Genomic DNA, 1,487 nt, shown 5'->3' on the forward strand with positions numbered 1-1,487 from the left:
TCATAGGCCTCTTGGCTAAAACCTCGCTCTTTTGCTTTGTCGTACCACTCGTGACCTGCAGTAAACTCCCCTGTTGCGATATGAATAGCACCGAGCAAAGTGCATGGCCTGAAATTTAGAGGCGTCACGTTATGTGCTTCAAGGCCTAACTTAATAGCATCGCCATACAGGGCTAAGTCTCTACACACTCCACCATAGGTGGTTAACAAGGCAGATTTTAATTTCTTTTCTTTCTTAGGAATATTAAAAGGATATGATTCATCTAACGCTTTTTTAATTTTGCTCAGTTCTTCCGCCTTGCGATAGGCTGCGCTGGCATTAACCAGTTCCCAAGGTAAGCTTTTTTGCTTCCAATTTTGATAATGGTTGTGAGCGAGTTGAAGATGGTATTTTTTTTCAACCAGATCATTAGTGAAACTTTTATTATCTAGCCACTTTTTTTCATCCTGACTGATTTGCTTTTTCATTAGCTTATTTAGAAGAATATCCGCTTCAGAGTCTTTTGGAATATTTTTGATCCCAAAAGCAGGGAAATCTGAAAAGTGCTTTTTCCGTTCGATTTCGCGTTGTTCTTTTAACCTTAATTGCTCAGCTTTGTGTGCTTGTTCTTTCTCTTGTAATTCTTGACGTATCTTAACTTCAATAGCGTTAATTTGATCTTGGTATCGTCCTATCGCGTGCTGTATGACGGCTAAGCTAGCATCCTTGGATAGCTCTAGATTTGTATCGTTGAGCCTTTTTCTAATTGATATTTTAAGTTGAAGCCCTTTAAAGCTTATGTGCTTAATTTTTTCCTCTATCGTAATATCACCACTGATCGACCTGAAAATATTCAGCTCTTCAGTACCAAATGCAGCTGATATATTTTGCATATCATCAGCTGAAATGTGTAGAGGGTCATTCGTTGAATATTGAATTAAAAAGTCTATGAATTGACGGTACTTGGGATACTGTTCTGGTGGGAACATCTGTTTGATTTGTTTTATTTTTTTTTGCCGCAAGGTGTTTACATCAATTTCTTGATCCTTACTTTGTAATATCGCAGTCAGGTTATGCCGCGCCACAATGAGTTGCTGTTGTAAAATAGTTTGTTGTACACCAACCGCAACATTGCCTGGCTTGCTTTGACTCTTTGGCGTAACAATATCAATAATGTCTTTATTAGCTATTTTAGCGCGCACAATTTGGTTTGTAGTGAGTCTTTTTTTAATTTCAATTTCATTGGGCTTTACTTTATATTGTAATAAAATCAACTCCACAACGGCTTTATTAGACCCTTTGGGTAACTCAGATTGCTTTGCTGTAAGCCTGTTCTTATTTTCAATTTTAAGTTGAAGCGCATCAAGCATTAAACTGTTTAATTTGTCTGTAACACCAGCCTTAGCGATCACTGTCTTAAATAGCTGATGTGCTTTATCACCCAAAGCAATTGACAAAATTTCGATATCAGATTCAGTCACACCACTATCAACGCGACTAATCATTGT

At 37.5% G+C, this 1,487-nt stretch carries 1 protein-coding gene; it reads right to left on the bottom strand.

The features are described from left to right. The coding region (locus H5202_RS22380; protein ID WP_182773965.1) for a hypothetical protein at window positions 1-1,460 on the bottom strand (1,460 nt) is incomplete at its 3' end. Window positions 1,461-1,487 lie beyond the last annotated feature (27 nt).

Source organism: Shewanella sp. SG41-4 (assembly GCF_014164505.1).
In the GTDB taxonomy this organism is placed as follows: domain Bacteria; phylum Pseudomonadota; class Gammaproteobacteria; order Enterobacterales; family Shewanellaceae; genus Shewanella.